The organism is Dyella sp. (genome assembly GCF_036384435.1).
GTDB lineage: Bacteria > Pseudomonadota > Gammaproteobacteria > Xanthomonadales > Rhodanobacteraceae > GSA-30.
This window is the reverse complement of record NZ_DASVMI010000168.1, coordinates 23,829-30,668: the sequence shown is the minus strand read 5'-3', so window position 1 is coordinate 30,668 and position 6,840 is coordinate 23,829. Positions and strand designations below refer to the sequence as shown.

Sequence of the window (6,840 nt, the reverse complement as noted above, 5' to 3'; positions counted from 1 at the left end):
GTCCGAGCGAGCGCGGGCGTGCCCTACGTCGGTGCCTTGGCCCCATGGCTGGTAGCGCTCTTCGGGCGCGGTGCCGTAGAGATGGGGGAAATCCGTGCGTGATGCCTGTCCGATCTCGCGAAGCGTCATCGTGCCCAGTCGACCATGGCTACGGGCAGGCAGGGCCTGGATGGCGCGCTCGATGTCACGGAACTGGCGGGCAAGCTGACGCGCGCGACTCATCGCGATGAAGCGGGTAACGATACGCATGTAGTGTCCTCGCAGGTGACCGGCCCTTGATCTCCCCTTCAGATCCCCTGGGCCTCACTTGACGAGATTAGCGGCCTTTGCTGTGGCGATGCGCCAAAAAGGTCACAAAACGACAAAATGCGTCACAGTTCTGCCTGCCCTTACACGTTCCCTTGTCTCAACTGGCCAAGTCGCTGCCCCACACGCACTGACTGCTGGGGTGTCCATGCGTCAAGCTTCACAGTGTCTTCGGGGAACAGCACGATCACCGTGGAGCCCATGTTGAAACGCGCCATCTCGGCGAAGCGATCAAGCGTAATATCCTGGCCGGCAAAAGATTTTCGTCGGATGTTGGAGGCGTAGGGAGGAATCACCAGGCCATCCCATACCGTCGCCACGCTGGACACCAGGATGGCGCCGACCATTACCACGACGAATGGACCATGCTCGCCTTCGAAGTGGCAGACCAGTCGTTCGTTGCGTGCGAACAGGCGCGGGATCGCCTCCACGGCAAACGGCGCCACGCTGAAGATGCGGCCCGGAATATGGACGGTTTCCTTAAGGCGCCCGGCCAGCGGCATGTGCACGCGGTGATAGTCACGCGGCGACAGGTAGATCGTGGCGAAGCTGCCATGGCGGTAGGGCTCGGCGGCGGCTTCGTCGCCGAGTAGTTCGGCCGCCGTGTACTGCTGCCCTTTCGCCTGGAAGATACGCCCCTCGACGATGCGTCCGGCCTGGCTGACACGCCCATCGGCCGGTGACAATACCGATTGCGCAAGGTTGTCCGGCTTGCGCGCGTCCGGCCTCAGCTTGCGGGTAAAGAACGCATTGAAGTGCTGGTAAGCCAACGGATCGGGCTGCGCGGCCTCGGTCATGTCCACGTCGTAGCTGCGCACGATCTTGCTGATCAGGAAGTTTTTCCACGGGCGGAAAGTCCACCGGGTGGCCCAATAGACGATCCGCGACAGGAAGCGATGCGGGAGGATGTATTGCAGGAGTACGTTGAAGGTCATCGCGGGAGTATGGGGGATTGCGTGCTGGCGGGCGAGGGGCGGGCTTGGGAGTGGCCGGGAGGCGGGTAGGAGGGGCGCAAGTCCGGGCGGTTGTCGCGGGCAGTCAGGTTGCTTGGAGCGCTGCGCGAGTTTGAGGGTTGCCGTACTGGTGCGTCTGGAGACGGGAGATAAGCGCGCAAGCGCGGATGATTGCGGCAAGCCGTCACTCTGCCGCGGCGCCACGGTGCCTTTACGGCTTGCGCACCACGTATCCATGTGTACCCATCTTCGTCGCCAACCCATCGCCCCCACCCCGAACCACTGGCCGCTATACTCCCCGATCCCGTTTACCACGCAGCCACTCCCGTGACCGCCGAACTTGCCTCCATCATCGACTTCATCCGCTACGGCGCCAGCCGTTTTTCGGCCGCCGGGCTGACGTTCGGCCATAGCCACGACAATTCCATCGACGAAGCGACGCATCTGGTGCTGGCGAGCCTGCATCTGCCGCCGGATATCCCGCCGGCCTATGGCGCGGGCAAGTTGACCGCCCAGGAGCGCGAGCGTGTGTTGGCGCTGATCGAGCGCCGTGTGAGCGAGCGGTTGCCAGTGGCTTACCTGGTTGGCGAAACCTGGTTTGCCGGCATGAAGTTCAAGAGTGATCACCGTGCGCTTGTGCCGCGCTCACCGATCGCCGAGCTGATCGAGTCGGGTTTCCAGCCGTGGCTCGATCACCGAGAGGTCGAGCGTGCGCTGGACCTGTGCACGGGATCGGGCTGCATCGGTATTGCCATGGCCGAATACAACCCGCATTGGCATGTCGATATCGTCGACATCAGCGACGAGGCACTGTCGTTGGCACGCGAAAATATTGCCTTCCAGGACGTCAAGCGCCGGGTCGAGGCCATCAAGTCGGATTTGTTCGATGGTCTGGCTGGCCGCCGTTATGACCTGATCGTGTCCAACCCGCCGTATGTCACCGAAGACGAATACGCCGCGCTGCCCGGCGAATACGCCCATGAGCCCAAGCTTGGCCTGACCTCGGGCGAGGATGGCCTGGATATCTGCGTGCGCATGCTTGACCAGGCGGCGGACCATCTCACCGAAGATGGTCTGCTTATCGTGGAGGTAGGTGAGAGCGAGCATGCCCTCAGTGCCTTGTTGCCCGAGGTGCCTTTCGTATGGATCGAGTTCAAGGTTGGGGCCATGGGCGTGTTTGCGCTTGAGCGCCAGGACCTGATCGAGCACGCCGATGCCATTCGCGCCGCCGCGCGTGCACGTGGGGTTTGACGTGACATCGTGGGACACCCCGAGATTGTCGATCGATGCGTTGCGCCCGGCCGACGCAGCGGCGTTCTTTGCCTATCGCGCCGCTCCTGCCGTAATGCGCTATCAGGGCTGGTATCCGGCCACGCTGGAGGCTGCCAGTACATTCATCCAGGAGCAGTCAGGCCGCACCCTGGCGCAGCCGGGTTGGACCCAGCGTGCCATCCGGTTGCGCGAAAGCGGGGAACTGGTCGGCGACCTGGGTGTGTGCATGCCCGATAGCCCGGAGGATTCGGCGACCTTCGGCATCAGCCTCAATCCCACCTGCCAGGGAACCGGTCTGGCGACCGAAGCGATGCGTCGGCTGCTCGGATGGCTGTTCGAAGAGCGCGACATGCGGCGAGTGGTGGCCTCGGTCGATCCGCGTAACACCGGCAGCATGAAGCTGCTTGCCCGGCTGGGCATGCGTCAGGAGGCGCATTTTCGCGAAGCGTACCTGTTGCGAGGCGAGTGGGTGGATGACGTCGTTTTTGCCATGCTGCAACGAGAATGGGCGGCAGTGAGAGACGAATCGCGCTAAGCTCGGCGAGTATTCATTTGGCCGTCCATTCATCGTGTCCAGCAATTCCTTCGGCAAGCTCCTTACCGTAACCACTTTCGGCGAAAGCCATGGCCCGGCCATTGGCTGCGTGATCGACGGATGCCCGCCGGGGCTTGCCCTGGCGCCGGAGATGTTCCGTGCCGATCTGGATCGCCGAGCCACCGGGCGCAGCCGGCACACTTCGCAGCGGCGCGAAGCCGACGATATCGAGATTCTCTCGGGGGTGTACGAGGGGCTTACCACCGGCACGCCCATTGGCCTGTTGATTCGCAACACCGACCAGCGCAGCAAGGATTACGGCGATATCGCCCAGACCTTCCGTCCCGGCCATGCCGACTACAGCTATTGGCAGAAGTACGGTATCCGCGATCCGCGCGGCGGCGGCCGTTCCTCGGCGCGTGAGACCACCATGCGCGTGGCTGCCGGGGTGGTGGCCAAGGCCTGGCTGGCCGAGCGCCATGGTGTTCGCGTGCGCGGCTACCTGGCGCAACTGGGCCAGATCGTGCCCCACGGCTTCGACTGGGATGCCGTGGAGGACAACCCTTTTTTCTGGCCCGACGCGGCTCAGGTGCCGGAGCTGGAAGCCTATATGGATGCGTTGCGCAAATCCGGCGACTCGGTCGGTGCGCGCGTCAACGTGGTAGCCGAAGGTGTGCCGCCGGGTTGGGGCGAGCCCATCTACGGCAAGCTGGACGGCGACCTGGCCGCGGCCATGATGTCGATCAATGCGGTAAAGGGCGTGGAGATTGGCGATGGCTTTGCCGCGGTAGGTCAGCTCGGTAGCCAGCATCGCGATGAGATGATTCCCAGTGGCTTTGTCTCCAATCATGCCGGCGGCATTCTGGGAGGCATCAGTACGGGTCAGGCGGTTCTTGCCTCCATGGCGCTCAAGCCGACATCCAGCGTGCTGGTGCCTGGGCGCAGCGTGAATCTTGCCGGCGAGCCGGTCGAGGTGGTTACCAAGGGGCGCCATGACCCCTGCGTCGGTATCCGTGCCACGCCGATCGCCGAAGCCATGATGGCGCTCGTGCTGATGGATCATGCCCTGCGCCATCGCGCGCAATGCGGCGATGTCGGTGAGATCCTGCCTCGCATTCCTTAAAGATTGATGGCCGATATCGATGCGCCGCTTCGAGAATATGTGATATGAGCGACAAGCCGAAAGTATGGGTCTCGCGCCCATTGTTTGCTGATGTGCTGGATTATCTGGCGCGCCATGTAGAAGTGGAGGTCGAATCGGAGGAGTCCACTCGTACCGCCGCGCAGCTCAGGCAGCGGCTGGCTGTCGTCGATGGCGCCATTCTGGGGCTGTCCGAGCGGGTGGGTGCTGATGTGCTGGAAGGCAATAACCGCTTGAAAGTGATTGCCAATCTGGGCGTCGGTTTCAACAATCTCGATATCGACGCCATGACGGGCGCGGGTGTGCTGGCCACCAATACGCCGGATGTGCTCAACGAAAGCGTTGCCGACTACGCCTGGGCCCTGATGCTGGCCGCCGCTCGGCGAGTAGGGGCCGCAGAGCGCTGGTTGAGAGCCGGTCACTGGGCCGGCAGCGCGATGCGCTTCGATGACTGGTTGGGGGTGGATATACATGGCAAGACCCTGGGTGTCCTGGGCATGGGGCGCATCGGCCAGGCCATCGCCCGTCGCGCTGCCGGCTTCGACATGCGCGTGCTCTACCACAACAGGTCGCGCCTTGCGGCTGACATCGAGCGCGACTGCCGCGCCAACTGGGTCGAAAAAGACACGCTGCTGAGCGAATCCGATCACCTGATCCTGGTGCTGCCATTTACGCCGGCCAACCGCCACGCCATGGGGGCGCCGGAGCTTGCCCGGATGAAGCCATCGGCGGTGCTGGTCAATGTGGCCCGGGGCGGTATCGTCGACGATGTCGCACTGGCGGCGGCCTTGCGCGAAAAGCGCATTGGCGCGGCGGCGCTGGACGTGTTCGAAGGAGAGCCCTCGGTTCATCCGGACCTGCTGGCTTTGGACAATGTCGTGCTTAGCCCGCATATTGCCAGCGCCAGCGAAGATACTCGCCGCGCCATGGCCCTGTTGGCAGCAGAGAATCTGTTGGCGGCGCTGGGGCTCGGCCAGTCGGCCGGGCATCCACCGACGCCGCTCAACCCTGAAGTCATGGATCGGTGGTGATCCGGGCCGAAATGCGTTGCTTCCGACCTTTTCGTGCAACAAAGCGTGACGACATTCACGTCGAGGCGTGTTGTCGGTTGTTTTACCCGCTGGCCCGGCTAGATTTCCGCTGTTGCGGAGGTCGCCGCCGGGATGGCGGCCTTCGAACTCCTAATTGAACCGGGCACATGAGCAAGAAGAGCAGCTACAAGGTGGCGATAGCCGGCGCGACGGGCGCCGTGGGCGAAGCGTTGCTGGCCATACTGGCCGAACGCGATTTTCCGATCAGCGAACTGGTGCCGCTGGCGAGCGAGCGCTCGGCGGGCGAGAAAATCACCTTTGGCGGTAAACCGGTCATCGTGAAAAACCTGGCCGACTACGATTTCGACGGAGTGGATATCGCGTTCTTCTCCGCCGGCGGCTCGGTCAGTCGTACGCATGCCCCGCGCGCGGCGGCGGCGGGTGCGGTGGTCATCGACAACACCTCGGAATTTCGCTACCAGGATGACATACCCCTGGTGGTCAGTGAGGTCAATCCACACGCCATCGCGCAATACACGGTGCGCGGCATCATCGCCAACCCCAATTGTTCGACCATGCAGATGCTGGTCGCGCTGGCGCCGATCCACCGCGCCGTGGGCATCGAGCGCATCAACGTGGCCACCTACCAGTCGGTGTCCGGGGCAGGGCGCTCGGGCATGGAGGAACTGGGCCGGCAGACGGCCGCACTGCTGGCCTTCCAGGACGTGGAAAAGAACAAGTTTCCCAAGCAGATCGCCTTCAATGTGATCCCGCACATCGATGACTTCCAGGCCAATGGCTACACCAAGGAAGAAATGAAGATGGTGTGGGAGACGCGCAAGATCCTGGAAGACGAGTCCATCCAGGTGAACCCGACGGCCGTGCGCGTGCCGGTGTTCTTCGGACATTCGGAGGCCGTGCACATCGAGACCCGCGACAAGATCACCGCCGAGCAGGCGCGCGAACTGCTTGAGCAGGCCGAGGGTGTAGTGGTGCAAGACGAACGCAAGCCGGGTGGTTACCCGACACCCGTGGGCGATGCCGCCGGGCAAGATCCAGTTTTTGTGGGACGTATCCGCGAGGATATCTCTCACGAACGCGGTCTGGACCTGTGGGTCGTCTCGGACAACATCCGCAAGGGCGCTGCGCTCAATGCGGTGCAGATCGCCGAGCTCCTGATAGAGGACTACCTGTAATGACTCTTCGCCGCGCCATCGTTCTCAGTCTCGGCAGCCTGCTTGCCGTCACCGCGATGGCCGGCGAGACTCCGGCGTCCCAGGCCGACCGGCAAAAAGTCGAGGTGGACCGCAAGGTTCGGCAACAGCATGACCAGGTGCAGCAACTGCAGCAGGATGTCGCCAGGCAAGAGGCCAAGAGCCGTGATGCCGCCGAGCGGGGAGCTCGGCAGGACCAGGCGATCGAGGATCTCCGTCGGCAGCTCAAGGCGACCCAGGCAACCGGCACCACCGGTCATTGAGCCAACCCGGCAGCGAGAACCAGTCGCAGCAATGCATCGTAAACATCGGCCGTAGCTATTGTTGATTGGCCGTTATCTAACTAAAGTGCCACACTCGTCATGCCTAGCCACGGGTGGCGGGCTAA

Annotated in this window: 7 protein-coding genes and 1 pseudogene; 6 read left to right on the top strand and 2 right to left on the bottom strand. The window is 63.2% G+C overall.

The window, feature by feature from the left end; genetic code table 11:
* Both VF436_RS17550 and asd read right to left on the bottom strand, forming a co-directional pair.
* Positions 1 to 249, bottom strand: a pseudogene (locus VF436_RS17550) (hypothetical protein); the annotation flags it as partial.
* Between the two features lie 140 nt (positions 250 to 389).
* A complete protein-coding gene (asd, locus tag VF436_RS17545) occupies positions 390 to 1,241 on the bottom strand; it encodes an archaetidylserine decarboxylase (RefSeq protein ID WP_330905333.1) in 852 nt (283 codons plus the stop codon).
* Between the two features lie 345 nt (positions 1,242 to 1,586).
* Between asd and prmB the strand changes: the two genes are divergently transcribed.
* The 6 genes from prmB to VF436_RS17515 all read left to right on the top strand — a co-directional run bounded on the left by prmB (position 1,587) and on the right by VF436_RS17515 (position 6,715).
* The gene (gene prmB / locus VF436_RS17540; protein WP_330905332.1) at positions 1,587 to 2,510 is read left to right on the top strand and encodes a 50S ribosomal protein L3 N(5)-glutamine methyltransferase; all 924 of its coding nucleotides are present in this window, start codon (positions 1,587 to 1,589) and stop codon (positions 2,508 to 2,510) included.
* Positions 2,473 to 3,066, top strand: a complete 594-nt coding sequence (locus VF436_RS17535) for a GNAT family protein (protein WP_330905331.1) — start codon at positions 2,473 to 2,475, stop codon at positions 3,064 to 3,066. The genes prmB and VF436_RS17535 overlap by 38 nt, the downstream gene beginning before the upstream one ends.
* A gap of 34 nt (positions 3,067 to 3,100) precedes the next feature.
* On the top strand, positions 3,101 to 4,189 hold the full coding sequence (gene aroC, locus VF436_RS17530) for a chorismate synthase (RefSeq protein WP_330905330.1): 1,089 nt from the start codon (positions 3,101 to 3,103) through the stop codon (positions 4,187 to 4,189).
* Between the two features lie 44 nt (positions 4,190 to 4,233).
* A complete protein-coding gene (locus VF436_RS17525) occupies positions 4,234 to 5,238 on the top strand; it encodes a D-glycerate dehydrogenase (RefSeq protein ID WP_330905329.1) in 1,005 nt (334 codons plus the stop codon).
* 167 nt (positions 5,239 to 5,405) lie between these two features.
* Positions 5,406 to 6,434, top strand: coding sequence for an aspartate-semialdehyde dehydrogenase (locus VF436_RS17520; RefSeq protein WP_330905328.1), 1,029 nt, complete (start codon positions 5,406 to 5,408; stop codon positions 6,432 to 6,434).
* A complete protein-coding gene (locus tag VF436_RS17515; RefSeq protein ID WP_330905327.1) occupies positions 6,434 to 6,715 on the top strand; it encodes a hypothetical protein in 282 nt (93 codons plus the stop codon). The genes VF436_RS17520 and VF436_RS17515 overlap by 1 nt, the downstream gene beginning before the upstream one ends.
* The last annotated feature ends 125 nt before the right edge of the window (positions 6,716 to 6,840 follow it).